At 28.5% G+C, this 26379-nt stretch carries 23 protein-coding genes; 3 read left to right on the top strand and 20 right to left on the bottom strand.

Translation table 11 applies throughout. From position 1 onward, the window contains the following. Positions 1-3 precede the first annotated feature (3 nt). From QOZ93_RS04800 to QOZ93_RS04715, 18 genes are all read right to left on the bottom strand, one after another. Complete coding sequence (locus QOZ93_RS04800; RefSeq protein ID WP_307355315.1) at positions 4-279, bottom strand: flagellar biosynthesis anti-sigma factor FlgM; 276 nt, start codon at positions 277-279, stop codon at positions 4-6. Positions 280-487: 208 nt separating this feature from the next. After that, a complete protein-coding gene (gene fliY, locus QOZ93_RS04795; RefSeq protein WP_307355314.1) occupies positions 488-1675 on the bottom strand; it encodes a flagellar motor switch phosphatase FliY in 1188 nt (395 codons plus the stop codon). Beyond that, positions 1668-2663 (bottom strand): flagellar motor switch protein FliM, encoded by a 996-nt coding sequence (fliM, locus tag QOZ93_RS04790; RefSeq protein WP_307355313.1) that lies wholly within the window; start codon positions 2661-2663, stop codon positions 1668-1670. The genes fliY and fliM overlap by 8 nt, the downstream gene beginning before the upstream one ends. A 32-nt stretch (positions 2664-2695) precedes the next feature. Next, the gene (locus QOZ93_RS04785; RefSeq protein ID WP_307355312.1) at positions 2696-3097 is read right to left on the bottom strand and encodes a chemotaxis protein CheW; all 402 of its coding nucleotides are present in this window, start codon (positions 3095-3097) and stop codon (positions 2696-2698) included. Positions 3098-3108: 11 nt separating this feature from the next. Then, positions 3109-3471, bottom strand: coding sequence for a response regulator (locus QOZ93_RS04780; RefSeq protein WP_111941642.1), 363 nt, complete (start codon positions 3469-3471; stop codon positions 3109-3111). A 21-nt stretch (positions 3472-3492) separates the two neighbouring features. Then, positions 3493-4089, bottom strand: a complete 597-nt coding sequence (locus QOZ93_RS04775) for a chemotaxis protein CheC (protein ID WP_307355311.1) — start codon at positions 4087-4089, stop codon at positions 3493-3495. Between the two features lie 12 nt (positions 4090-4101). Continuing rightward, positions 4102-6180 (bottom strand): chemotaxis protein CheA, encoded by a 2079-nt coding sequence (locus QOZ93_RS04770; RefSeq protein ID WP_307355310.1) that lies wholly within the window; start codon positions 6178-6180, stop codon positions 4102-4104. A gap of 12 nt (positions 6181-6192) precedes the next feature. Beyond that, the gene (locus QOZ93_RS04765) at positions 6193-6960 is read right to left on the bottom strand and encodes a CheR family methyltransferase (RefSeq protein ID WP_307355309.1); all 768 of its coding nucleotides are present in this window, start codon (positions 6958-6960) and stop codon (positions 6193-6195) included. A gap of 5 nt (positions 6961-6965) precedes the next feature. Beyond that, positions 6966-8201, bottom strand: coding sequence for a protein-glutamate methylesterase/protein-glutamine glutaminase (locus tag QOZ93_RS04760; protein ID WP_307355308.1), 1236 nt, complete (start codon positions 8199-8201; stop codon positions 6966-6968). A 16-nt stretch (positions 8202-8217) separates the two neighbouring features. Then, positions 8218-8703 (bottom strand): chemotaxis protein CheD, encoded by a 486-nt coding sequence (locus tag QOZ93_RS04755; protein ID WP_307355307.1) that lies wholly within the window; start codon positions 8701-8703, stop codon positions 8218-8220. Positions 8704-8712: 9 nt separating this feature from the next. Next, positions 8713-9165, bottom strand: coding sequence for a chemotaxis protein CheW (locus QOZ93_RS04750; protein WP_307355306.1), 453 nt, complete (start codon positions 9163-9165; stop codon positions 8713-8715). An 18-nt stretch (positions 9166-9183) separates the two neighbouring features. After that, positions 9184-11100, bottom strand: a complete 1917-nt coding sequence (locus QOZ93_RS04745) for a flagellar assembly protein A (protein WP_307355305.1) — start codon at positions 11098-11100, stop codon at positions 9184-9186. A gap of 108 nt (positions 11101-11208) precedes the next feature. Continuing rightward, positions 11209-12039 carry an aminotransferase class IV gene (locus tag QOZ93_RS04740; protein WP_307355304.1) on the bottom strand — a complete coding sequence of 277 codons (831 nt, stop codon included), beginning with the start codon at positions 12037-12039 and terminating at the stop codon, positions 11209-11211. 17 nt (positions 12040-12056) lie between these two features. Continuing rightward, positions 12057-12698, bottom strand: coding sequence for an HAD-IB family hydrolase (locus QOZ93_RS04735; RefSeq protein WP_111941624.1), 642 nt, complete (start codon positions 12696-12698; stop codon positions 12057-12059). Between the two features lie 66 nt (positions 12699-12764). Next, on the bottom strand, positions 12765-13118 hold the full coding sequence (locus tag QOZ93_RS04730; RefSeq protein WP_307355371.1) for a DUF1292 domain-containing protein: 354 nt from the start codon (positions 13116-13118) through the stop codon (positions 12765-12767). A 252-nt stretch (positions 13119-13370) separates the two neighbouring features. Continuing rightward, entirely contained in the window at positions 13371-16901 is a 3531-nt protein-coding gene (gene nifJ / locus QOZ93_RS04725) for a pyruvate:ferredoxin (flavodoxin) oxidoreductase (protein WP_307355303.1), read from the bottom strand. A 402-nt stretch (positions 16902-17303) separates the two neighbouring features. After that, the gene (locus tag QOZ93_RS04720; protein ID WP_307355302.1) at positions 17304-18818 is read right to left on the bottom strand and encodes an MBL fold metallo-hydrolase RNA specificity domain-containing protein; all 1515 of its coding nucleotides are present in this window, start codon (positions 18816-18818) and stop codon (positions 17304-17306) included. A 20-nt stretch (positions 18819-18838) separates the two neighbouring features. Further along, positions 18839-19921: an undecaprenyldiphospho-muramoylpentapeptide beta-N-acetylglucosaminyltransferase gene (locus tag QOZ93_RS04715; RefSeq protein WP_307355301.1), complete on the bottom strand. Its 1083-nt coding sequence runs from the start codon at positions 19919-19921 to the stop codon at positions 18839-18841. A 369-nt stretch (positions 19922-20290) separates the two neighbouring features. On the opposite strand from QOZ93_RS04715, the gene QOZ93_RS04710 reads away from it, so the two are divergent. Together QOZ93_RS04710 and QOZ93_RS04705 are read left to right on the top strand one after the other, a co-directional pair. Beyond that, a complete protein-coding gene (locus QOZ93_RS04710) occupies positions 20291-20485 on the top strand; it encodes an alpha/beta-type small acid-soluble spore protein (protein ID WP_111941614.1) in 195 nt (64 codons plus the stop codon). A 73-nt stretch (positions 20486-20558) separates the two neighbouring features. Beyond that, the gene (locus QOZ93_RS04705; protein WP_111941612.1) at positions 20559-20738 is read left to right on the top strand and encodes an alpha/beta-type small acid-soluble spore protein; all 180 of its coding nucleotides are present in this window, start codon (positions 20559-20561) and stop codon (positions 20736-20738) included. 231 nt (positions 20739-20969) lie between these two features. Here QOZ93_RS04705 and QOZ93_RS04700 read toward each other — a convergent pair whose 3' ends face one another. After that, positions 20970-23462 (bottom strand): ABC transporter permease, encoded by a 2493-nt coding sequence (locus QOZ93_RS04700; RefSeq protein WP_307355300.1) that lies wholly within the window; start codon positions 23460-23462, stop codon positions 20970-20972. A 299-nt stretch (positions 23463-23761) separates the two neighbouring features. On the opposite strand from QOZ93_RS04700, the gene QOZ93_RS04695 reads away from it, so the two are divergent. Next, positions 23762-24442 carry an ABC transporter ATP-binding protein gene (locus QOZ93_RS04695; RefSeq protein WP_307355299.1) on the top strand — a complete coding sequence of 227 codons (681 nt, stop codon included), beginning with the start codon at positions 23762-23764 and terminating at the stop codon, positions 24440-24442. A 149-nt stretch (positions 24443-24591) separates the two neighbouring features. Here QOZ93_RS04695 and recJ read toward each other — a convergent pair whose 3' ends face one another. Beyond that, positions 24592-26361 carry a single-stranded-DNA-specific exonuclease RecJ gene (recJ, locus tag QOZ93_RS04690; protein ID WP_307355298.1) on the bottom strand — a complete coding sequence of 590 codons (1770 nt, stop codon included), beginning with the start codon at positions 26359-26361 and terminating at the stop codon, positions 24592-24594. Positions 26362-26379 lie beyond the last annotated feature (18 nt).

The raw sequence follows: 26379 nt of genomic DNA, 5'->3' as shown, positions 1-26379 counted from the left end.
GCTTTAAATATCCCTATTTCTTATTACATCTATTAATTTTTTTGCTATAAGCTTGGAATCTCTATTATAAGTACCTTGTTGTACTTCTTTTCTTATTTCTTCAACCCTTTTATCCGAATTCTTTTGAAGAATATCACAGTTTAAACTACTTAACTTTTTTCCTAAATTAGAAATTTCTATTTTATCCTTATTTTCTTTAGATATTTTACTTTCTATTTTTTGTTTCTTATTATCATAAATGTTTATAACCTTATTAATAGAAACATTATTTATTTTCATTTTTTTCACTCCTAAACTAGGTTTAATTAAAATCTTGGAACTTTAAAAGGACTACTTGATTTAATTATATTATCGTATATGATACTTAAAAGTTTATATACTATTTTCCATAAACATGAAGCATTTAATACAAATTTCACAGTAATTTACTATATGTAAACTTTTTCATAAAAAAAAGACATGCACTCTATACATGTCTTTTTAATTACTATTTTCCTAAACTTCTAACTCTGTCTTCTGAACTTATTATACTTGTAATTCTTACACCAAAGTTTTCATCTACTACTACAACTTCTCCATAGGCAATTTTCTTTCCATTTACAAGTATTTCTACTGGTTCTTCAGCTAATTTATCTAATTCAATTAAAGAACCTACTCCAAGTTCTAAAATATCTTTTATATTCTTTTTAGATCTACCTAATACAACAGAAATATTCAAAGGTACATCTAATATTAAATCTATGTTTCTTGGTACATCTTGTACTCCTGTTCCTTGTAATGGAGCAAAAGTAGCCTGTTGAACATTTACAGGTGCACGTTCAATTGGTTTTTCATAAACTGGAGCTTGAGTATAATTAGGCGCAGGTGTTTCATAAACTGGCTGCTGTCTTACTGGCTCCTCATAAATTGGTTGATTATTTTGCACTGGTAACTGTTCTTCTACTGATTTAGCTGAAACCTGTGCATTATTTCCTTTTTGTTCATTACCCATCATTATATTTATAATAGTTTTTGTAGTATCCATAGGAAGAATTTGCATAATATTACTGTCTACTAAATCTCCTATAGTCATTCTAAATGAAACTCTAACTATTTCTTCATCTCCGTCAATACATTGAGAAAAATCAACTGTTTGATCATCCCAAACTTTTGATGTTGGAGGAGATATATTTACTTCTCTCGTAAACATAGTTGCCATTGAAGTAGCAGCAGAACCTATCATTTGATTCATAGCCTCAGATACAGCACTAATTTCAAGTTCTGACAGTTCTGTAGGTTTTTCTTCTATCTTACCGTCTCCACCCATCATTAAATTAGCTATAACTGCTGCATCTGTAATTTTCATAACAAATAAATTACTACCTGCTATTCCACTAGTATATTTCACATCTAATGCAACATTAGGAATTTCAAATTCATTCCTCATTTTATTTAAAGTAGTTGTAGATACTGTAGGAGTAGTTATATTTACAGGTTGACCAATAATTGTAGACAACGCTGTTGATGCAGACCCCATGGAAATGTTTCCAACTTCCCCCAAAATATCTTTTTCTATATTAGTTAAATCTTCATTATTATTTGCTTCTTCCACTGGCATACTACCTGAATTTTCTGTGTCATTGCCACCATTTAATAGTGCATTTATCTCTTCTTGTGAAAGAAATCCATTATTCATAGCTTTCCACATCCTTATCTATAATATCAAGAACTTGTACTCCTTTGTTTTTGCCTAATATTCCTGGTTTAGCATAATAATAAGGCTTTTCACCTATGTAAATTTCAACTGGATCTATAGCCTTTTGCTCTAACGAAACCACATCGCCAACAGAAAGTTTTAAGAAATCTTCTATTGTAATTTTACTTTCTCCTAAAACGGCTAACATCTTTACATCTACTATATCTAAACGTTTTCTAAGCTTAGTTGTTTCTACTTCTTCTTCTACTTCTTCATTATTTCCTCTAAACCAATATTGTACTTCTAACTTATCAAGCAACTTCTCTACGCTAAGATAAGGAATACAGATATTTATAAAAGTATTATATTCACCCATTTCCACTGTAAAAGTAATTAAAGCAACTGGCTCATTAGGTGCCAAAGTCTGATTTAGAGCAGGATTAGTTTCAAGCCCTTCTATTTCTGGTTGAACTTGTACTATATCCTCCCAAGCTAACTTCAAGTTTTCAATTAACCCTTGATTAACTCTCCACATTATCTTTTTATCTATGTCTGTAAATTCTCTAATTTCATTTTTTCTAGTACCACTTCCACCTAGAAGCATGTCTATAATTTGGAATACAAACTCAGGGTTTGTTTCAAAAAGTAAAGTACCATTTAGTGGTGGCATTTTGAAAATTGTAAGCATAGTAGGATTAGATACTGAATGTATGAATTCCTCATATGTTATTTGTTGAATCGTTTCAATCTTTACTTTTATATTTGTTCTTACTTGCCCTGTTAAATATGTGGAAATTATCCTACCATAGTTATCGTGGATTAACTCTAGAGTTCTTAAATGCTCCTTAGAGAATTTTTGAGGGCTTCTAAAATCATACTTTTTAACCTTATGTTCCTCTTCTTCTTGAAGCTCATCAGGTTCTAACTCCCCTGATGATAAAGCTGATAAAAGGGCATCTATTTCATTCTGCGATAATACATCAGCCATACTCTTCCCTCATTTCTGTTTTCAAATTGATATTAATAGTTTGGTATCATTTTATTAATGTCAATTAAAGTTACTATTCTATCTTTAAAATTAATTACACCTTTTAAGTAAGGTTTTTCTTTTAGTTCTTCGGTTTTTTCTATTAGACTTTCTTCTATATCTAATACTTCACTAACTTCATCTACTGCAATTCCAACAGATTCTTCTTGTAAATTTAATATAATAATACTACTTTGTTCTTTGCTCTGTTCCAATCCTAATAAAAGATTTACATCTAAAAGTGAACTTACATTACCTCTTAAGTTTATAAGCCCCTTAATATATGCTGGCGCCTTAGGCACAGCTGTAACTTCCATCATATCATTTATACTTTTAATCTTTTCAGTTTCTACTGCAAACTGTTCATCCAAAATTTTGAATATAACTACTTGCATATCACTGCCTCCTAGCCAACTACTTTTTTAATGGCTTCTATTACTCTATCTGCTTGGAATGGCTTTACAATAAAGTCTTTAGCTCCTGCCTTTATAGCATCCATAACCATTGTTTGTTGTCCCATAGCACTACACATAATAATCTTAGCATTTGGGTTTATTTTACGAATTTCTTTAACTGCCTCTATACCATCCATATCTGGCATAGTTATATCCATTGTAACTACGTCTGGTTTTTCTGCTTTATAAAGTTCTACAGCTTTCAAACCATTATCTGCCTCTCCTACTACTTCAAAGGAATTCTTTTCTAAAATATCCTTAATCATCATTCTCATAAATGTAGCGTCATCAACTATTAAAACTCTTGTAGACATTATAATACCTCCATAATTTGCTTATATTCCTAAAGCATTTAATATTTTTTCTAGTGAACCTGGCATTGGAACATAATAAAAATGTCCACTTAACTCACTTTCATCTTCTAGGAAAGATGTTTCTATATCAAGTACATGATCATCATATTGTCCAGATTCTATAAATGTAGTAGATAAAATTGCACCTAGCATATCATAAGTAACTGCTGGTACTGACGGAATTAAAGTTGTATTAGTAAATACCCCTATAGAATTCATATATGAACTTGAAATAATATTTCCTATTTCACATAATACTGATTTTCCCATATCATCAAATTCATCAGCTTTAGAACCTGTTAAGTCATTTATAATACTTAATGCAGAATCTTTACTAAATATAAATAATATATTTCCTGGTGCATCTCCTAAAACTCTCACCAAAACTCCAATAACTATTTCTTCAGCTCCTATTTTATTATATATTTCTTCGAAAGAAACTATATTTATATTAGGCACTGTAATATCAACTTTCTTATTTAAAAGCTGAGATAATGCTGTAGCAGAATTTCCTACCCCTATATTCCCAACTTCTCTTAATGCATCCAATTGTATGGGAGTTAATGATTTATAATCCATTAAACTCACCTCCTAAATAAGAGCACCAACGTCTAAAATTAACGTAACTAATCCATCACCTAGAATAGTTGCTCCTATATATTCTGTTAGATTTTGAAGAGTTTTTCCTAAAGGTTTAATTACAATTTCCTGTTGCCCTAACAATGAATCAACTAATAAGCCAACTGTTTTCTCTCCAACCTTTGTAATTACAATATATTTTTTACCACCTTTAACTTCTTCTAATCCCAATTTTTTACTAACTCTTATTAATGGTATAATATTTCCACTATACAGAATAACTTCTTTATTATTTGATTTCTTAATAAGTTCTTCTTTGAAATCAATTACTCTATCTATATATCCTAAAGAAATCGCCATTGTTTCAGTTCCAACTTTAACTAAAAGAGCTTGGATAATTTGAAGGGTCAATGGCAATCTAATTGTGAAGATTGTACCAACACCTTCTTGTGATGTAACATCAACAGTTCCTCCTAGTGTTGTAATTTTAGTTTTAACAACGTCCATTCCAACACCTCTACCTGATATATCTGTTACTTCTGTATTTGTACTAAAACCTTGGTTAAATATTAAGTTTTTAATATCATTTTCATCCATACCTTCAGTATTGATGCCTTTTTCTTCTGCTTTTGATCTTACTCTCTCAACGTTTATTCCTGCACCATCATCTACTACTTTAATTACAGCCTTTGTCCCCTCTTGATAAGCTATTAATTTGATCTTTCCAACAGGATCCTTTCCAGCTTTAATTCTTTCTTCCTTTGACTCTATACCATGGTCTGCAGAATTTCTTAATAAGTGAATTAGTGGTTCACCTATTTCATCAATTACAGTCCTATCTAGCTCAGTATCTTGTCCTTCGATTATAAGTTCCATTTCTTTGTTAAGTTCTACAGATAGGTCTCTTATCATTCTAGGGAATCTACTAAATACCACTTCAAGAGGCAACATTCTGATTTTCATAACTAGGTCTTGCAGGTCAGAAGTCGTTCTAGCTATTTGTTCTAGTGTTTCATTTAAATCAGTTAACTTATGATTACTTGCAAGTTGCTCAAGTCTAGTTCTATGAATAACTAATTCTGATACCATAGTTAAGAACTTATCTAATCTTTCTAAATCAACTCTTACTGATTGGTGAGCCTTCTTATGTTCACCATCTGAAGATTTCCTAGCACTCTTATTTACTTTAGCCTTTTTAGGTTCAGCTTTAGGAGTAACTTCTTTAATTTCTTTTTCTTTAACTTCTTCTGATTTTTTTTCTTTAATTTCTTCCTTTGGAGTAGATTCACTTAAATCATCTAAAGTAATCTCTTGTATGTCAACATTTTTAATTTCTGAAACACCCATAACTCCAGTCTTAACTGTTTCTTTATCACTTGTAGTTACAAAAACTAATTCTATATTAAACTCAAAATCCTCATTTTCAATATCGTCTGTTGATGGTATAGACTTTATAATTTCCCCTAAATCTTCTAATACTCTGAAAACTAAGAATGCTCTGGCTGTTTTTAAAATTGTGTTTTCATCTAGCTCCACATTTAATCTAAAAACATTAAAACTTTTCTCTATAGCTTGTTTTATAATATCTCTATCATACTCATTTAATTCTATACTATTAGCCTTTTGAGAATTATCACTTACTTCTACTTCTTTTTCTTTTACTTCTTTATTTGTCTCTTCTTCTTTAGTTTCTTGTTTTTCAGAATTTAAACTTACATTTTCAATATTTTTAAGTTCATTTATTATTTCATCTATTTCAACTTCATCTTCTATACCTTCTGAAATATTGTCCACCATAAGTTCTAAAGTATCTAGGCATTTAAATAAAGTAGTGACTACGTTTTCTGTTACTTTAAGTTCGCCTTCTCTAAATTTTGATAATACATCTTCCATCTTATGCGTAAGCTCTGCCATTTCAGAAAATCCCATAGTAGCTGCCATACCTTTTATTGTATGTGCTACTCTAAAAATTTCATTTAGCTTATCTACATCATCTGGATTTTGTTCAAGTTCAAGAAGAGATTCATTCAATGTTTGTAAATTATCCATAGACTCTTCTAAAAACATAGACATATATTGTGATGTATCCATCTCGCATCCCCCCTATAATTTTCTATAGATAAATGTAGAAGCTTTTTCAAATCCATAATCTTTATAATTATATATACTTTCTGTAGCTCCTACAAAAAGTAACCCTCCTTTTTTAAGGGAAGCACTAAATTTTCTATAGATTTTATCTTTTACATCTTGATTAAAATATATAACTACATTTCTGCAAATAATAATATCGAAGTCCTTTTCATAATTATCTAATATAAGATCTTGCCTTTTAAATGTAATCATTCGTTTTAAATCTGAATTAATTATATAATTATCGTCTGACTTTGTAAAATATTTATTTAAAAGTTCTGGCTTTATATTTTTAACTTCTAATTTTGTATAGCACCCTTCTTGTGCACGTTTTAAAATAGTAGCATCTATATCTGTTGCTAATATTTTAGGACTTTGTCTACTATTTACTTCCTTTAGTAGCATAGCTACTGAATATGGTTCTGAACCAATGGAACAGGCTGCACTCCAGATTTTTATACCTCTATTATTTTTAGCTATATAGTCTTTCATATTTTTTTCGAAATCTTTAAATATATCGGGATTTCTAAAAAATTCTGTAACGTTTATAGTTAAAAAATCTAAAAATTTTTGTTTTTGGGATTTATCTCCTTGTAATATATCTACAAATTGTTCTGCATTTTTGGCCCCTACTCTTGTTGCAAAGCTTTCTATTCTTCTATGCAATTGATTAGACTTATATGCTGTAAGATCTATACCATATTCCTTTTTAACCCATTTTTCTAAATATAAAAAATCCATCTAAATTATGCCCCTCTCCTTAAAACTACTTCAGTAATTCTACTTACCACTTCATTTAAAGGTATAACTTCATCTACTTTTCCAGTATTAAACGCTGCTTTAGGCATTCCATAAATAGTACATGTTCTTTCATCTTCTGAAAATGTTACGCCACCACCATCTTTTATAGCTACTGTTCCTTCTGCACCATCTTTACCCATACCTGTCAAAACTACACTTAAAATATTTTGTCTATATACTTTTGATGCTGATATAAATAGCTTATCTACAGCTGGTCTTACACCCCAAATTGCCGGTTCAGTATTAAGATGAATTTTTTTATCATTCCATATTTCCATATGATATCCACCTTTAGCCACATATACTGTGTTTCTTGAAACTTCCATTTTATCTTCAGCCTCTACAACTTTTAATACACTATTTTTATCCAATCTATCTGCAAAAACCTTTGTAAAGCCTACTGGCATATGTTGCACAACAAATACCGGCACATTTAACTCTGGTAATTTTGTTATTACTTCATAAAGTGCTTTAGGTCCACCGGTAGATGCACCTATTACAACCGCATCTATCTTTTTATTATCTATTACTCTTCTATTTAATCTAGAACCTTCTATATGATTATTAATTAAGTTCTCTTTATGTTCAACATGCTCCATTTTATACTCTTTATGCATAGTTGTTGACATAGTATTATGTTTAAACAAAGTCTCTCTTTCTCTTAGAGTTTCCTTATTTCTGGAGATTTTTTCTCTTGAATTAATAATTTCTGATGATTTATTATATGTCTTTTCGAAAGGACTTTTTGTGTTTCTAATAGCCCTATTAGCAAGGAATTTTCTTCTCCCATAGGCTGCTCTAATTTTTTCCACTAAGTTTTCTTTTACCTTCTCTATATCTAATGAAATAGATCCTGAAGGCTTTGCTACAAAATCAAAAGCTCCTAACTCTAAACATTCTAATGTAGTTTCAGCACCTTTTTTTGTTAAGGAACTTAACATAATAACCGGAATATTTATATTGCATTTTTTTAATATTTTAAGAGCTTCTATGCCATCTACTTTGGGCATTTCTACATCTAAAGTAATTACGTCTGGAGCTTTATCTAATTTTTCAAATAGATCATCTCCATTTCTAGCCGTATTAATTACTTCCATATCACTTTGCTGATTTATCATATCTGAAATTATTTTTCTCATTAAAGCTGAATCATCAACAACTAATACTTTAATTTTATTCAACTAAATCACTCCATAATTAAATTTCTTTTATTCCTAAGCCAGCAGTTTTAACTGTTACTATTCCATTAGAAGTGTCAAAAATTAAAGTTCTTCCTTTATTCCCTCCTACATCTTCTGAAATAATAGGAATTGATAACTCTTTTAGGGATCTCTTTACAGCATCTGCATTTCTACTTCCAATATCCATTGTCATTTTTTGATCAGGAAAGTTAAACATAGAAGCTCCACCTGCAATTTTTGCCTTCATTCCTCTTTTATTAGCTCCAAATTTTACTAATTTATCAACTAACATTGGTATAGCTAGATTCGCAAACTTCATTTCATTATTTATCTTAGAAAATTGTGTACTATCTGGTAACATTATATGTGCAAGTCCACCTATTTTATTTATTTTGTCATATATAGCTATACCTATGCAGGAACCCAATCCTACTGTTATTAAAATATCTGGGTTCTTTCCTACGTTTAAATCCCCTATGCCTATTCTTATATCGCCTTCCATAATTTCACCTTAAAATTCTAATGAGGCTTTTTCTTCATCAGATAATATAGAATTTAAATTTAAGAAAATTATTATTCTATCATCTAATTTAATAAGCCCCTTTACATATTTTTTAGAAATTCCAGATGCAATATCAGGAGTTTTTTCTATAACATCCTCCTGAACATTTATAACTTCGGATACTGAATCTACTAATATACCTATTTTTTGTTCTCCATTTTTAGTAACAATAACCTTTGATTCATTTTCAATACCATTAAATTCAACATTAAATTTTTTTGCAAGTATCATTACTGGAAGAATATTTCCCTCATAGTTTCTAACTCCATCTATAAAATAAGGTGCTTCAGGAATTTTAGTTGTCTCTTCATATCCTAAAATTCTTTCTACTTCCATTATATCTGCTGCAAAATATTCTTCATTTACCTTAAAAACTAAAACCTTAACTTCGTTATTATTCAACTTTATCTCCTCCCCATATTAAATCATATTAAATTTATCAATTTGTAATTCTCCATGTCTATCTAAATAAACATGTATATCTTTGCTAGGTTGTTCCAATATATATTCTAAATCACCAACTACAAATCTTGTGTTATTATATGCAAATTTAGCCCAAATTTCTCCACCTGAATCTACAATTAATTTAGTAGGTACTCCCGCATCACTTCCTACTTGATTGCATTGTATCTCATTCTTAGCTTTTATAATTCCACCTCTTGCCACTGAATTAAATCCTTTGAAGAATATACTATCATTTGAGAACATATTTGAAATATATTCCCCTTTTCCTGTAATATATATATTTCCTGTAGCTCTTAATACACTATCCTGACAATATGCTATCTCAATATCTGCTGGTTTTATAGAATCTAATGCTATGAATTCCTTCTGTTTAGCGATTAGATGTTCAATATCTAAAAGTTTTGAATAATTTTCTATATTTAAAGGTCCAAAACCTAATAAATTAGATTTTAAAACTAAGGTGAAATTTCTATCTAAATTTGGATGTTCCGCATATATTTTGTCCATTTCCTTTACTATCCTTGGGATATCATGAAATTTGTTTTCTATTAAAATCTTTATAATTTCTCCATCCCTTGCTTTTCTACCTAAAAGCTTATTTTTCAAAACTTTCTCTGTAGATTTTCTCAATTCTTCTAGATCACCTAGTAATTTACCCATATCCTTCTCTAATTTAATATTCACATTATTTTTTCCACCAGCAATAACATCTGATAATAAAACGTTCCCACCTATTTTTATATGATGGTTAGATTTGATTTCTGCACTAGCTACAGACTTATAAACCTCAACACCATTTAATCCTTCTACCTTCATACCTTCTAAAACATTTCCATAAACTATTACATCACCATCGAATTTTATGTTTCCTGTAGTTAAATCTACATTAGATTTAACTTCATGTACTGATGTTACTGTAAACAATCCACCCTTATACATAGGCTTTCCCTCAATAGTAGATTTTACTGTATTACCATGTAATTCACATCCACCACCACATTTAATACGCAACATCTTTCCCTTTTTAGCTTGGATAATTTTCCCTTTTACACTAACTCCATTAGTTCCTAATTTACCTTTATGAATTATTGCTAGAGTTTGTCCCTTTTTTACGGATTGAATACTACCAATAGCCTTATAGTCTATATTACCTTTTAAATCTACAGAATGTTTTTTTAAATTCTGTTCAAATTTAACTTCTAAAGTATCATCTTCACTATCTACAACAGGCTTTCCCTCAGCGATTACTAAATCTCTAACTTCATCAGCCTCTGAACATTGTTTTATTTTTTCTCTATCAATTCCAAACATTATTCCTGCGGCTATTAATTCCTTTTCTATCTCACTTACTGAAAAATTAGGAGGATATATTCTATCCTTTTCTACCTCTTCAAGAGCTATACATTTTTTTTCTTCAGTATCCTTTAATTTATAAGATATTTCTGGCTCATAAGAAATATCTATATGAGCACCCATGCAATCTCTTGATACAGAAATATTTAAATTTCTAACTGCTTTTTGTTCTTTAAATATAACATCTATTTTACTATTTTCATAAACTTCCGATATAGTGGAAATTGGCTTATCATCTACCATTACTTGAATATTTCTACCAGTAGAAATCATAGCGGGTTTACCACCGTTTTTACCGTTTTTCACAATTATTTTACCATCTATTACACATGCTTTACCATCAACTTTTTCACTATTTTCTATATCTTTTGAGGAAATGGATATAGTAACTTTATCTTGTGTCATAGTTTCTTCCTCCACTACTTTGTACTCAATCTCTTCAACAGGAATATTTAATTCTTTGGATGCTTGTTCTAAACATTTATCTATACTTACATTACTATAAATAAATTTCTCCATTTCCTTCACTCCCCATTTTTATTATTCTAAACATAGGATTGTGCCTTTACACAATCCTATGTTTTATTCTTATTATCGTATAAATAATAAATTACTTTATTATTAACTTTATTTCATATAGTAGTTTTTTATACTATTTATATCATCTTTTATAACCTCTTCAAAGGCGTTCTTTATTTGTTCTATAATTTTATTTTTAATATCAAATTTATAATTTTCTACAAAACTTATAGGTAACACTTTAGGAGATGTACCTGATATAAATAGCCCATCTAAATCCTTTATGAATTTTTCATGATAATTTATTTGTTCTAATTCTAAATTCAAAGTTTCAATTACTTCTAAAATTTTAGCACGTGTAATTCCTGGTAGTACTCCTTCTACTGGTGCTGTTAAAACCTTACTATTTTGTACCATAAATATATTGGATTTACTCCCCTCTGTAATATATCCTTCATTATTTATTAAAATAGCTTCAAAGGCTCCTGTTTCTTTGATCTTTTCATTAACTTTTCCTCTAAAATTATTATCTACTACTTTAGCGTTTGGATTATTTCTTTCCCCATGATATAGAATAGTTTTAACACCCTTTTCATATTGTTCTTTTTCAGGATAACTATGATGAATAAAATATATTGAATATTTTTTTGTAATAGAATTGATGATCAATTTAATATTTCCTATTTCCACATTATTATAAGTACATAATCTTCTAATATTTTCGAATATTTCTTTTCCTTCTATTGGACACTTTATATTCATAAGATTACATGAATTAATTAATCTTTCCATATGTTCTTTAAAAAATAATGGATATCCATTAATAATTCTTATAACCTCATAAATTATTTTTCCTTCTTGTAATATAGTATTTATTTTTTCTTCAGAAGTTTCTAAGTTTCCTTCTAAAATGTAATACTTATTCTCAAAAATTTTCATGTAGTACCTCCTTAGTATTATTTCCAATTCAATATCTCTATTGAATCATGTCCTTTTTTATAATTTATTAAATAAGGATTTCCTACTAAATTAAATAAAGGCAAATCTGATAGTGAATCTGAATACATATAAGAATTTTTAAAATCTACTTCAATTTTTTCTTCTTTTAGATATTCTTCTAATCTTTTCACCTTTTCCTGACCCTTGCAATTTTCACCATCCATCTTATTTTCATAGGAACCATCTCTACACGAAATTTTACTTCCTATTACTTTATCCACTTCTTTTATATTATAAAAACTCTTTAAATAGAATTCTGGAGAAGCTGATATTAAAACTATTTTACATCCTTCATTTTTCAACTTTCTAATGGTATCAATTGCATCCTTGTAAAGAATTTTAGATAAATTAGTTTCATAAAATTCTTTTACAAGTTCCTCCATATTATTTTCTTTTATGCCCCTTATAAATCTTATAAAAATCTCTTTTGTTCTTTTTTCATCATGTAATCCAAAGGCATAAAATACACCAGAATAAATCGCTCTAGGTATATATATTAAAAATTTAGGATTTTTCTTCATCATAAATTTATAAAACTGAAGTAATGTTTCCTTTTTAGTTAAAGTAAAATCCACATCAAAAATAGCTAGTTTAACCAAAATATTTCCTCCAAATAATAAAATTTAAAAAAGAAAAACCGCTGCGGAAGCAACGGTTCATTTTTTCTATTCTTCTTCTGCAGCAAGTAAATTTTCGTAGTAATCTCTAACTTCATCAAACTCTTTTTCTTCTGGAACTACTAATTCTCCACTTTCCTCGTCGCCTTCTACACCTTCTACTCTGAATATATAGTAAGAATCATCCTCTGGATTTACAACTACAGCATATTCCTTTTCTTTATAATCAAAACCATCAATTATTTCACAAGTTACTACATTTCCATTTTCATCTTCAAGCTCTACTGTTAAAACTTCCATGTCATCACATCCGCAACCACAACCACATTCATCATTATGTGTATGTTCTCCACAGTTACATCCCATTTCTTCGTGACAGTTGCAATTATGTTCTTTATCCATCATTTTAATATACCTCCTAATTTGGTTTATGTTATAATGATACCCTTATTTTGATAATATTAAAAGCATTTTTTTTAAACTTTTTTTATTTTTTATGATATTTCTTTATAAAAACCAAATTATTATGATATTTAACTTGTCTATTTAAAATTTATTCATATATCTTTTTATAAAAATTGGGATATGGCAATCCATATCCCAATTTCTACTTAGTGATATTATTTTAAATTATTAGTAGTTACAACTTTTATATTATTGATTATTAGAAAGTCTTTTATAATTTTCTAATCTTTCCATAGCATCTTTTTCTGTCTTAGCATATAGTTCGTCGGCAATTTCAGGTTTTACTTTTTGAAGTGCTGCAAATCTTACTTCGCCTTTTAAGAAATCAACGAAAGATGCTTTTGGATCTTTTGAATCTAATGAGAATGGGTTCTTACCTTCATCTTTCAATGTTGGATTATATCTATATAATGCCCAGTAACCACATTCAACAGCTTTTTTCTGTTCTAATTGGCTACAACCCATTCCTATTTTAATTCCATGATTAATACATGGAGCATAAGCTATAATTAAAGATGGTCCATGGTAAGCTTCTGCTTCTGCAATAGCTTTTATTGTTTGGTTCTTATCAGCACCCATAGCTATTTGAGCAACATAAACATATCCATAACTCATAGCCATCATTCCTAAATCTTTCTTCTTAGTTCTCTTACCACCAGCTGCGAATTTAGCTATTGCTGATGTTGGAGTAGATTTAGATGATTGTCCACCTGTATTTGAGTAAACTTCTGTATCAAATACAAAGATGTTAACATCTTCACCTGATGCTAATACGTGGTCAACACCACCGTAGCCTATATCATAAGCCCAACCGTCTCCACCAAAGATCCATTGAGACTTTTTAGCAATAAAGTCTTTTAATTCTAATATTTCAACTGCTAATTTATTAGATTTTTCTGCCTCTAACATTGGAATTAATTTATCTCTTAATTCTTTAGTTTTTTCTCCATCAAATCTATTATCTAATAATTCTTGTAATGCTTTCTTTAAGTCAGCACTTAGAGCACTTTCTTGAGCTTCTGTTGCAAGACTAAATAATTTTTCTCTCATTTGAGTTGAACCTAGGAACATACCCAAACCAAACTCAGCATTATCTTCGAATAATGAGTTAGCCCAAGCTGGACCTTGTCCTTTTTCATTACAAGTATATGGAGTTGAAGGAGCACTTCCGCCCCAAATTGAAGAACATCCAGTAGCATTAGCCACCATCATTCTATCTCCAAATAATTGAGTGATTACTTTTGCATATGGAGTTTCACCACATCCTGCACAGGCACCTGAGAACTCGAACAATGGAGTTTCAAATTGGCTTCCCTTAACTGTGTTTTTATTCATTGGATTTACTTTCTTAGGAAGTCTAACAGCATAATCATAAGCTTCTTGTTTATGAACTTGAGTATGAGCTGGTTTCATAACTAAAGCTTTTTCTGGAGCTGGACAAACTTCAGCACAGTTTCCACATCCTGTACAATCTAATTCACTAATAACCATTGTGAACTTATATTCTTTAATTGCTGGTCCACCATTAGCTTGTTTAAATTCTAATGATTTAGGCGCTTTGTTAGCCTCTTCTTCAGTTAATAAAACTGGTCTTATTACTGAATGAGGACATACGAAAGCACATTGATTACATTGGATACATTTATCAACATTCCATTCTGGTAAGTTAATAGCTATACCTCTCTTTTCATATGCAGCTGTTCCTGGAGGGAATGTACCATCAACATTTTCTATAAATGCACTTACTGGTAACTTATCTCCTTCTTGTCTATTCATAACTTCAACTATGTCAGTGATGAATTTTGGTTTTTCTACGTTTTCTTCACATCCACAGTTACATTCTTTAGCATCTTTCCATTCTGTTGGAACTTTAACTTCTACTATAGCATCTATACCTTTATCTATTGCATCATGATTCATTTTAACAACTTTTTCACCTTTTTTACCATAAGAAGTTACAACAGCATCTTTTAGATATTTAATAGCTTCTTCTAGTGGAATTATGTTAGCTAACTTGAAGAATGCTGCTTGCATAATCATGTTAATTCTTCCACCCAATCCAATTTCTTGGGCTATTTTAACGGCATTAATTGTGTAGAATTTAATATTATGTTCTGCAATATATTTTTTCATACTACCTGGTAGATTTTCTTCTAATTCTTTTGCATCCCATATACAGTTAAGTAGGAATGTTCCACCATCTTTTATACCATCTAAAACATCATATTTATTTACATAAGATTGATTATGACAAGCAACAAAATCTGCTTTATTAATTAAATAAGTGGATCTAATCTTATCTTTACCAAATCTTAAGTGTGATACTGTTATACCACCTGATTTTTTAGAATCATATGAGAAATATCCTTGAGCATACATATCTGTATGGTCACCAATGATTTTAATTGCAGATTTATTAGCTCCAACTGTTCCGTCTGAACCTAAGCCCCAGAACTTACAAGCTGTAGTATGTTTACCTGCAACATCTATCTCTTCTCCAACTTTTAATGAAGTATGAGTTATATCATCAATTATACCAATTGTAAAGTTATTTTTAGGTTCATTTTCTTTTAAATTATCAAATACAGCTACTACTTGAGCTGGAGTTGTATCTTTTGAACCTAATCCATATCTTCCACCAACTATTACTGGTTTTTGTTCACAGTTATAGAATGCATGAGTTACATCTAAGAATAATGGTTCTGCCATAGCTCCTGGTTCTTTTGTTCTATCTAATACAGCAATTTTCTTAACTGTTTTTGGTATATATTTATGGAAATGTTCAAGTGAGAATGGTCTATATAGGTGAACTGAAAGTAAACCTACCTTTTCTCCCTTAGCATTTAAATAATCTACTGCTTCTTCTGTAGCTTCGCATACAGAACCCATAGCAACAATCATTCTATCAGCATCTTTTGCTCCATAGTAGTTAAATAAATGATAATCTGATCCTATCATTTCATTAACTTCTCCCATAAAATGTTCAACTACTTCTGGTAATCTATCATAGTATTGATTTGAAGCTTCTCTGCCTTGGAAGTATATATCTGGATTTTGAGCTGTTCCTCTTGTTACTGGATGTTCTGGATTTAAAGCTTGTCTTCTAAATGCTTTAATTTCATCTTGAACTTCTTCTGCAAGTTTTCCAAGTTGATCATAACCCCAAGTTTCAATTTTTTGAATTTCATGAGATGTTCTGAATCCATCAAAGAAATGTACAAATGGTACTTTTCCTTTTATAGCTGAAAGATGTGTAACAGCTGCTAAGTCCATTGATTGTTGAACACTATTTGAAGCAAGTAGTGCAAATCCTGTTTGTCTAGCAGCCATTACATCTTGGTGATCCCCAAATATTGATAACGCATGAGTTGCTAATGCTCTAGCACTTACATGGAATACGCCTGGTAATAATTCTCCTGATATTTTATACATATTAGGAATCATAAGAAGTAATCCTTGTGATGCTGTAAATGTTGTTGTTAAAGCTCCTGCTTGTAATGATCCATGTACTGCCCCTGAAGCACCAGCTTCTGATTGCATTTCCATAACTTTAACTGTTTGTCCAAATAAATTTTTTTGTCCTTGTGATGCCCACTCGTCAACTTTTTCCCCCATTGGAGAAGAAGGTGTTATTGGATAGATTGCAGCTACATCAGTAAATGCATAAGCTACGTGTGCAGCAGCTGTGTTACCATCCATTGTTTTCATTTTTCTATTCATCCCAAACCCTTCTTTCAAAATAATTTAATTATTTTTCAACAATTCATATCAATTTTTAATTGAATGATGAGCCTAAAGGCTTGTAACTTTTTTATATTGTTAGAAAGTTTTTTATTTTTGAAAACCTTCTCTCTTTATAAATATACCACTTTAAAACCTATAATGTAAATAGTAAACATAATATTTGTTATTTTTTTAATTAGTCTGATTATTTATTATTTACATTTTTCTTCAAAAAACAGCTTGTTTTCTCTTGTTTTCTACACCTTCTATTATATACTCTCAAATTGGTTTATCAAAGTAGTTTCAATTTTAATATAATTCATTCAAAATATCTAATATCACTTATTACACATAATACTTATTTAAATATCCATTCTTATTTTTATATTTAATTTTCAATTATTCAGTTAAAATATCTTGTAACTTCTGAAGAATTAAATGTTTGTTTATTTCATTAATTTCACCAAAACCTTCAATAGTTTTTATTAACTTATCTCTTATTGAATAATCTATAATTTCTTCCTCTTCTATAAAATAAGTCTCTCCCAAACTTGCAATCCTTACTTTATACTCATTACTTTTTAAAAGATTATAAAAACTCTCTTGTTCTTCTTTATCTCCATGAACTAAAATAATTTCCTTAGGCTTTTGTTTGAAAAAATCAATAAATTTATAAAGCCCTGCTCTATCTGCATGTCCAGACATTCCTTGTAATGTATATATTTCAGCATTAACAGCTATTTCTTCCCCAAATATTTTAACCTTTTTATTTCCTTCCAATAGCGAACGCCCTAGTGTTCCTTCTGCTTGATACCCCACAAATACTATTGAACATTCTTGTCTCCATAAGTTATGTTTTAAATGATGCCTAATTCTTCCTGCTTCACACATACCACTAGCTGAAATTATAATAGCTCCTTCTTGCATTTTATTAAGTCGCATGGAATCTCCTGGTGTAGATGTGAATTTTAATCCATTAAAATCTAATGGATTGTCTCCATTTAGAATTTCATTTCGTACTTTATCATTAAATTCATTTTCATTTTTCTTAAAGATTTCTGTAGCTTGTGACGCTAATGGACTATCTACATAAACTTTTATATTATTTAATATTTTATTTTCCACGTAATTTTTTAATACATATATTACTTCTTGCGCCCTTCCTACTGCAAAAGAGGGAATTATTACATTCCCTCCTCTTCTGATAGTTTTTATTATAATTTCTGCTAACTTTGAAAATTCTTTTTGAATTCTATCATGATATCTGTTTCCATAAGTAGTTTCCATAATTACATAATCTGCATAATCTATTTTAGAAGGAGATTTAATAAGAGGTAGATTTTCATTACCTAAGTCTCCTGTATAAACTATTTTAATTTCTTCTTTTCCTTCTTCTTTTATAAAAAGTTCTGTTATGGCAGAACCTAAAAGGTGTCCTGCATCTTTGAATTTAATTTTAAGTCCTGGGAATACTTCTATAAGTTCTTCATAAGGATAACCTGTAAAAAGATAGGTAGAAAGTTCTGCAATCTTAGAAGTATAAAGAGGTTCTATTGGTTGCAAACCTTGTCGTCTTCTTTTTCTATTTTTCCATTCTGTTTCCATTTCTTGAATATACCCACTATCTGGCAACATCACAGAACATAAATCCTTAGTAGCATTAGTACAAATTACAGTTCCTTTAAATCCTTTTTTATAAAGTAATGGTATTCTTCCGCTATGATCTATATGTGCATGAGATAATATCACAAATTCTATTTCTTTCGGGTTAAAATTAAAATTTTCATTTCCTACTTCACTTTCATCTTTACCCTGTAATAGTCCACAATCTAATAATACCTTTCTTCCATTAATAATAAGCATATGGCAAGATCCTGTAACTCTTTTTGCAGCCCCAAAAAACTTAATTTTCAAAGTAGCACCTCCAAATATAATTATTTTGTATTTTTTCTAGTATACTCTTTAATTAAATTTACGATGTTTAAAACTGCATCTCTACTATTACTATTTTTCATAGCATTTACATATTTATCTTTATCTTTTTCTAATTCTTTTAACTTTTCTACTAAAAGTTCTCCATTAAGTTTTTCTTCTTCAATTATCATACTGTAACCCATTTTTTCAAAGGATCTTGAATTTAAAATTTGATCTCCTCTACTAGCTTTTTGGGATAATGGAACTAATATATGAGGTTTTTTTAATGCTAATAATTCAAAAATTGTATTAGCACCAGCTCTTGATATAAAATAATCTGCAGATTTCATTAAATGTTTTAATTCATCACTTACATATTCAAATTGTTTATATCCTTTTAAACCCTCTTTATTTTTATCTAAATGTCCCTTTCCACATATATGGATTATATTATATGTTTTTAAAAGTTTATCTAAAGAATCTCTAATTGCATTATTTATAACAACTGAGCCTAAACTTCCACCTATTATAAGTAAAACTGGTTTATTACCTTTAAAATTACAGATTTCTAATCCTTTTTCTTTGCTACCTTCGAATAATTCTTCTCTAATTGGTAGTCCTGTTAAAACTCCCTTATTATCTTTTATATGTTTTAAAGTTTCGGGAAATGTCACACAAACTTTATTACAATATGGTGTTGCTATTTTATTTGCAAGTCCTGGAGTCATATCACATTCATGTGCTATAACGGGTATTTTATTAAAATGTGCACCCATAACTACTGGAACTGAAACAAATCCACCTTTTGAAAAAATTATATCTGGTTTTTCCCTTTTTATAATTTTCTTTGCTTGAAAAATTCCCTTAATTACTTTAAATGGATCAGAAAAATTTTTGATATCGAAATATCTTCTAAGTTTTCCGCTTTCTATTGGAAAATACTCTATTCCTGCATCTTCAATAATTTTTCTCTCAATTCCATTAATACTTCCTATATATTTTATTTCATATCCTTCTTCTTTTAACTTAGGAATCAAAGCTAAATTTGGTGTTACATGTCCTGCTGATCCTCCACCTGTCATTATAATCGTATGTTTACTCATAATCATCAACCTACCTTTTATTTTAGCTTTTAAAAAAATTTATTAAAATTTTAATTGCTTATTCATTATAAAGCATTTGAAAAAAAATTTAATCTATTTCTTTAATTATACCCTATATTTCTCCACTATTAATATACTATTAATCCTATTTAGATATTGTTATTTTAAACTTTATTATTTTAAACTTTATTTTTTATAAATCTCTTCATCCTAGAACTTACAAGGCTTTTTCTCTTATAACTCTTCTATTTTTCAACTATTAAATGGAAATATTGGTATACAATTTCTATAATTACCGCAAATACACTAATATAATATTTTACCTATCGGACAAAATAAGATTACAAAGGAACAAAGGAGGTGAAAAACATGAGCTACTCAAATAAAACATTAGTTCCAGAAGCTAAAGGTAAATTAAGCCAATTCAAAATGGAAACAGCTAAAGAATTAGGTGTTCAATTAAAAAATGGTTACAATGGAGACTTAACTGCTAAAGAAGCTGGATCTATCGGTGGAGAAATGGTTAAAAAAATGGTTCAACAATATGAAAACGGTATAAAATAATTAAACTTTTAAATGATTGTTTTATACTAAAATTCTAATATAACTTTGATAAGGGTAAAGGGAGGAATTTAAAATGGCTAAGACTTTAGTACCAGAAGCAAGACAAGGATTATATAACTTTAAAATGGAAACTGCAAAAGAATTAGGAGTAAACTTTACAGAATACAATGGTAACTTAACTTCTAAAGAATGTGGATCTGTTGGGGGAGAAATGGTTAAAAAAATGGTAGAACAATACGAAAGAAATCTATAATTTCTAAGTAATCTACTAGATAACTTTAAAATAGTTTATATAAGCATTAATCTAGAATAGAAATTAGTGCAATAACTTTAAGATAGAACATATTATATGTTTTATTCTTAAAAATTATATAAACTAATACTTTTAAAGATAAACTGATGTTTATTAGTTTATAAATTTAAAATAGGATGTATAACTTTTAATAAGCTATACATCCTATTTGCATTTTCAACCTTATTTTTGTTATTCTATATCTCTTATAGAATCTACTATGCTTTTATTATTTATTAATTTGCTAGCACTTAGACTTGCTATAAAGCATATGCCTAGAACTATTAAACTCATAAAAATAATTAAAGTTATTGATATATTCCATGTCATATTAGGCATCAAATTTTTCCTAGTACAAATATAAAATATATACGTACCAATACTACCTAAAATAATTCCCATTACTACAGAACTAATTCCATATATATTTCCTTCACATTCTATCATTTCACTTAATTCTCTCTTACTCATACCAACTGCCCTTAACATATTCAATTCTTTTTTTCTTAAAATAACATTCATACCCATTATATTAAATATATTCACTATACTTACTAAAGCTACAATTCCTACAAAGCAGTATAAAACTAAAGAAGTTTTACGATTAGATTGTTTTACTTTATTTAACTCTTCTTTGTAAGAAACTAAATTTAGATTTGGTTTTCCTTTTATTAATGATTTTAAGTTTTTTTCTACATAATCATAACTTTTTTTTGAATCTAAATTAATTTTAATCTCTTGATACCCTGTAAAGTTCAACTTTTGTTCCGCAGTCTTATTATCCATTATTATAGCTAAAGATAACATTCCATCCTTTATCTGAAAAAACTTTTCTTTAAGTATTGCTCCTACTTTCACCTTTTTAGTAGCTGTATATGCAAACTTTCCTTTTTTAAATACAGGAACTTCAATTTCTATATTATCCCCTACCTTTAAATTGGTATAGTTATTATAATTAACATTTTGCACCAAGATAACACTTGGTTCTTTATTTGTTTTATCTAAGATATTATTTTTTTTATCTATATTTTCTTTTATTTTTTTAAATTTTTCATCATCAAAAGCATGTATTTCTCCATGAAATCCATATATATTATTTTTCAGATTACTTTCTAAGTATTGATCACTCTTACTCACTTCTTGTAAGTGCTTAATTCCATCCTTTGTAACACCTTCTTTAGAAATTTTTATAAATGTATTTTGTATTTTATTCTTTTTAATTTTCTTTACATGATCTAAGTTTTCTATTTGTTTTATATATCTCTCATTTATATAAAAATCATTGCAGTTTACAATAAAATCTCCACCCATATTATTTTTTAAATTCTCTATTGGATCTGAACAATTTATTATATAATTTACCAATAAAAACATCATTATACTTATACTTAATGAAATGACTGTAGAGATAAATTTTTTTCTGTTTCTATTAATATTAAGATAGGCCATATTTTTTATGAATTTCTTATTATTTTTAAATAAGATTTTGTTTGTTTTTTTGATTTTTGTATCTAAAGAGTCTTTTGTTCTTATAGCTTCCATAGGTGAAATCTTTGCTGCTTTTCTTCCAGATGAAAACGTACCTAAAAATATACACAAAAATCCAAATATAAATGAAAATATAATAGTTTTTTTAGGAACTATTATTCCTCCTGTAAATAATCCATTAAGCTTATTTACACTCATAACCATTTTGCAAATATAATTACCTAATAAAACACTTATAGGTATAAATATAATTCCTAATAACACTCCTTCTCCTATTATTAATATCATAATTTCCATAGGAGTACTTCCCAACGCCCTTAACATGCCTAATTCTTTAACTCTCTGGACTATGGAAGTATTAAAAACATTATAAATTAATATACTAGATATAACACAAACAACCAAATTTAATGTAAAATTTATATACTTAATAGATTTTAATCCATTTAAAACAAACTCTTTATCGGTATTTTTTTTCACATCAACCTTATTTTCTTCCGTTATAGATGTAAACTTTTTATATGCATTTTGAATAGACATATCCTTTTTTAATTTTATGTTTTCTTGGTATACCTTAAAATTATTAGATACTTTTTTCTCTGCTGAATTCATGGTAATATACCCTTTAGATATGTTTTTATTACAATTATTATTAAATTTATAATCAAAGATACCTACTAGTGTGAATTCATTGTCTATGCCAATATCATTTTTCCCTCTTTTCAATTCACAGGGTAAATTTATTTTATCACCTATTTTAGGAGTACTCTTAAATTGTTCTAAAACCCAACCTTCTAAAGCTATTTCATTATCTTTTTTAGGAAAACGTCCTTTTAATAACTTAAACTTAAATAAATCTTTAGCTTGATCATCATATCCCACAATATTAACAAAATATTCTGAATTATCTACTTTAGCATCACCTATTTCTAAAAACTTCGTTCTATTATCTATATAATCTTGTTTATATATAGATTCAACTTGTTTTTTATTGCTACTTGCATACGAAATTGTTAGATCATAATCACCTCCATTATCATAAATTAATTGCTTCAATTTAGATGGTTTAAAAGTTTGAATTATTATGCCTAAAGATGTTATCAATGTAATTGCTAAGACTATACTTATTGCTACAAATAAATTTCTCTTTTTATTTTTAACTAAATATTTCGGTATAAGCCCCCAAAAACTTTTCATATTTACTCTCCTTTTATTTATTTTTGTATTTCTTAAAATAAAAATATATTCTAGAATAAATAATTATAGCCTAACATTGTATATTAAATATTATTATATCAGACTTATATGATATTGCTTTAAAATTATAAAAAAATATACTTATTTGTTATATTCTATAATATTAGTATATTTTTTCATGTATATTGCGTTTAAAAAATTTATATCACTTAATTTTAATGCTTTTAAATTCTTATCATTATAGTTTTTTAAATTTTCAAACACTCAGAAATTATAATTTAAATTTTAGGAGGATTATTATGGATATATTAAAAACTACCTACTTGCAGAAAACTTATGGTATAGGAACCAATGCTGTAAAAGCATTAAAACCTACTAATATTACTATAAAAAAAGAAGGATTTACTGCTATAGTAGGCCCTAGTGGTTCCGGCAAAAGCACTCTATTACATCTTTTGGCTGGTCTTGATAAACCTTCTGCTGGCCATGTATATATAAACGGATTTGATTTATATAAAATGGAAGAAACAGATTTATCAAAATTCAGAAGACGTAACATAGGCTTTATTTTTCAATTTTTTAATCTGATTCCAATACTAACTATTGAAGAAAATGTTAAACTTCCACTTCTTATGGATGGCAAAAAAATAGATGAATCTTATATACAAGAATTATTAAACCATCTTGGTCTAGAAAATCGAAAAACTCATCTTCCTAATGAATTATCTGGTGGACAACAACAAAGAGTTGCTATTGATAGAGCTTTAGCATCCAAACCAAAAATAATTTTTGCCGATGAACCTACTGGAAATTTAGATTCACAGAATAGTAAGGAGGTCTTGGAAATTTTAACTTCCTCAATAAAAAAGTATAATCAAACCCTTGTAATGATTACCCATGACCCTAGTATAGCCAAACTTGCTGACAGAGTAATAACTATTAAAGATGGTGAAATCATAAAAGATTTTCTTTGTTCATAGTTTCTGAAATGTTTAAAAATAAGGATGTACACTATGTAAAAGTATACATCCTTTATATATCTATATTTATATATGATTTAATTTATTTAGTTTTCTAGCTATACCTAGCATAACTTGCTTAGCCATATATATCTTAATCCTATAACTATTTATATTCTAAAATCCTGAACCCTAAGTTCTACGGATTTACGTCCCATGTATTCGTTTATATCTAACGAAAAAACAAAATCCATATATAAATCTTGTACTCCTTCATTTAGAATTTGTTGAACATACAATTCGCCATAAGCCTCTTTTAAATTTTCTATGAACTCTTCCATAAGTTCGCTAAACATTATAGCCTTGACTATATTGTTATTAATATTCAAATTAAGCTTAAGTACATTCTTATTTTTTCCTAAAATACTTCCTTTAATAACTTTAATATTTTTAGCACCAAATAGTGGTTTTGGATTTCCTTTTCCATAAGGCTCTAATATTTCTAAATACGCTCTAAAATTATTTGAACTATAATTTTCAGGTAACACATTTTCCAATTTAATTTTAGGCATTAACTCTTCCTTTGATAAAGTACAATTTTGATTTAATTGTTGTCTTAATTTATCTATGTTACATTCCTCTATGGAAAGTCCTGCTGCCATTGGATGTCCTCCAAACTTATAAATTAAATCTTTGCATTTTAAAAGTTCTTCAAACATGTTATAGCCTTCTATAGATCTTGCCGATCCCTTTGGCATTTCTTTACCCTTAGTAAGTACAATGGTTGGTAAATTAAAGTTATCTTTTATTCTTCCAGCTACAATTCCTGCTATACTTTCATGAACATTTTCCTTATATATAACTAATACTTTTCCTAAACTATCTTTTTTCTTATTAAGTTCTTCTATTATTTCTTCTACATTTTCCATTGTCATTTCTTGTCTTGTTTTATTTAATTCATATAAAGTATTAGCAAGTTTCTTTGCCTTTTCCTCATCTTCACTTAATAAAAGTTCTATGGACAAATCTGCAGTTTTTAATCTTCCTGTAGCATTTATACATGGTCCTATATTAAACCCAACATTATATCCTTTTATTTCTCTTTCATCAAGATTTAACTCTTTTAAAAGACATCTTAATCCTAAATTATTTGTTTGATTTACTAATTTAAGTCCTTCTTTAACAATAATTCTATTTTCATCTACTAGATCTACTACATCACATATAGTAGCTATGGATGCGTATTGTAAAAGTTCATAGGTTTCACTATTATTAATATTAAAAAGTCTATAAAGAGCTTGGACAAATTTATACGCTATTCCTGCACCACAAAGTTTTTTAAATGGATACTCACAATCTTCTCTATGAGGATTTATTATTGCATGTGCCTCTGGAAGAATATATTTTTTATCCCCATTTTCTAAAGTTTTAAAACTTAGTTGGTGATGATCTGTAACTACAACTTCCATGCCTTCATTGACGGCATATTTAACCTCTTCTAAAGCCGATATTCCATTATCACAAGTTAAAATAACCTGTGCACCTTCTTCCTTTAATTTTTGTATTCCACTAATGCACATTCCATATCCTTCTTCTTCTCTATTAGGGACATAATAACTTACCTTAGCTCCACATCTTTTTAAACCCTTATATAAAATTACAGTACTACTAACACCATCCACATCATAATCACCATAAATAACTATATTTTTTTGCTCATGTATAGCATTTTTTATTATTGCTACTCCATTTTCCATATCCTTCATCATATAAGGTTCATATAAATCATCTAAATTACCTTTAAAAAATTTTATAATATCCTTTTGTTCCTTTATATTTCTGTTTATTAAAATTTTTATAAATAACTCTTCTATTCCTGTATTTTTAACTAAGGCTCTTAAATCCCCTTTAATTCGCTTTAGAATCCACAACCTTTCCATGTATTAAATTCACCTATC

The sequence above is a fragment of the Hathewaya limosa genome, assembly GCF_030815255.1.
GTDB lineage: Bacteria > Bacillota > Clostridia > Clostridiales > Clostridiaceae > Hathewaya > Hathewaya limosa.
Note: the sequence above shows the minus strand (reverse complement) of the source record. Positions and strands in the feature narration are given on the sequence as shown.

Bases quoted from the DNA above. Each gene is read 5' to 3' on its own strand.
- QOZ93_RS04800 (WP_307355315.1), bottom strand. From the start codon at position 279: ATGAAAATAAATAATGTTTCTATTAATAAGGTTATAAACATTTATGAT.
- fliY (WP_307355314.1), bottom strand. From the start codon at position 1,675: ATGAATAATGGATTTCTTTCACAAGAAGAGATAAATGCACTATTAAAT.
- fliM (WP_307355313.1), bottom strand. From the start codon at position 2,663: ATGGCTGATGTATTATCGCAGAATGAAATAGATGCCCTTTTATCAGCT.
- QOZ93_RS04785 (WP_307355312.1), bottom strand. From the start codon at position 3,097: ATGCAAGTAGTTATATTCAAAATTTTGGATGAACAGTTTGCAGTAGAA.
- QOZ93_RS04780 (WP_111941642.1), bottom strand. From the start codon at position 3,471: ATGTCTACAAGAGTTTTAATAGTTGATGACGCTACATTTATGAGAATG.
- QOZ93_RS04775 (WP_307355311.1), bottom strand. From the start codon at position 4,089: ATGGATTATAAATCATTAACTCCCATACAATTGGATGCATTAAGAGAA.
- QOZ93_RS04770 (WP_307355310.1), bottom strand. From the start codon at position 6,180: ATGGATACATCACAATATATGTCTATGTTTTTAGAAGAGTCTATGGAT.
- QOZ93_RS04765 (WP_307355309.1), bottom strand. From the start codon at position 6,960: ATGGATTTTTTATATTTAGAAAAATGGGTTAAAAAGGAATATGGTATA.
- QOZ93_RS04755 (WP_307355307.1), bottom strand. From the start codon at position 8,703: ATGGAAGGCGATATAAGAATAGGCATAGGGGATTTAAACGTAGGAAAG.
- QOZ93_RS04745 (WP_307355305.1), bottom strand. From the start codon at position 11,100: ATGGAGAAATTTATTTATAGTAATGTAAGTATAGATAAATGTTTAGAA.
- QOZ93_RS04740 (WP_307355304.1), bottom strand. From the start codon at position 12,039: ATGAAAATTTTTGAGAATAAGTATTACATTTTAGAAGGAAACTTAGAA.
- QOZ93_RS04730 (WP_307355371.1), bottom strand. From the start codon at position 13,118: ATGGATAAAGAACATAATTGCAACTGTCACGAAGAAATGGGATGTAAC.
- nifJ (WP_307355303.1), bottom strand. From the start codon at position 16,901: ATGAATAGAAAAATGAAAACAATGGATGGTAACACAGCTGCTGCACAC.
- QOZ93_RS04715 (WP_307355301.1), bottom strand. From the start codon at position 19,921: ATGAGTAAACATACGATTATAATGACAGGTGGAGGATCAGCAGGACAT.
- QOZ93_RS04710 (WP_111941614.1), top strand. From the start codon at position 20,291: ATGAGCTACTCAAATAAAACATTAGTTCCAGAAGCTAAAGGTAAATTA.
- QOZ93_RS04705 (WP_111941612.1), top strand. From the start codon at position 20,559: ATGGCTAAGACTTTAGTACCAGAAGCAAGACAAGGATTATATAACTTT.
- QOZ93_RS04700 (WP_307355300.1), bottom strand. From the start codon at position 23,462: ATGAAAAGTTTTTGGGGGCTTATACCGAAATATTTAGTTAAAAATAAA.
- QOZ93_RS04695 (WP_307355299.1), top strand. From the start codon at position 23,762: ATGGATATATTAAAAACTACCTACTTGCAGAAAACTTATGGTATAGGA.
- recJ (WP_307355298.1), bottom strand. From the start codon at position 26,361: ATGGAAAGGTTGTGGATTCTAAAGCGAATTAAAGGGGATTTAAGAGCC.